The organism is Mycobacteroides franklinii (genome assembly GCF_001853795.1).
Taxonomy (GTDB): domain Bacteria; phylum Actinomycetota; class Actinomycetes; order Mycobacteriales; family Mycobacteriaceae; genus Mycobacterium; species Mycobacterium franklinii.
Map to the genome: position 1 here is coordinate 1 of NZ_MLIK01000007.1, position 604 is coordinate 604.

The following is a 604-nucleotide window of genomic DNA, read 5'->3' on the forward strand; positions in this document are numbered from 1 at the left end:
CGGTGGCCCGGCTGGGTGCGAGGAGGTGCGGCTGCCGTCGGTGTCGCGGCGAACCTGGTGTGCGGTGCGCTCACCGACCGGGCCGTGCAGTCCCCGGGCATGTGGACGTTGATTCCCGTGACGGCGACGGTACTGGTGATCGTGAGCGCTGCCGGGGGCACACCACCGAGGACGAGTGAATACTTGCGCAGCGCCCCGCTGGTCGCCGTCGGGGCCGCGGCCTATCCGCTGTATCTGTGGCATTGGCCGTTGTTGATCTTCTGGCTGGCCACCGTCAACGACGATGCCGTGGGCCTGACTGACGGCATTGTGATCCTGGGGGTCGCGGTGGTGCTGGCGCTGCTCACCGTGCGACGGGCCCAGCCGCCCTGGCGTCGGTGGCCGGGCATGTGGATGGTGTCGGGTGCGGTCGTCGCGTTGGTGGCGGGGGTGCTCGTGGCGACTTCGCTGATGTGGCAGGGGCATGTCGCGCACGCTCGAGCCAGCGGTGCCGAACTCGGCATGCTCTCGATCCGCGACTATCCGGGCGCGCAGGCGCTCATCGAGAATCGACCGGTCGCCAAGCTGCCGATGCGCCCGAGTGCGCTGGAGGCCGACAACGACC

The 604-nt window shown here is 69.9% G+C and carries 1 protein-coding gene; it reads left to right on the plus strand.

Features of this window, described 5'->3' with window-relative positions:
* Positions 1-604, plus strand: a 604-nt coding sequence (locus BKG76_RS25105; RefSeq protein WP_407937645.1) for an acyltransferase family protein, incomplete at both ends; no start/stop codon positions are given.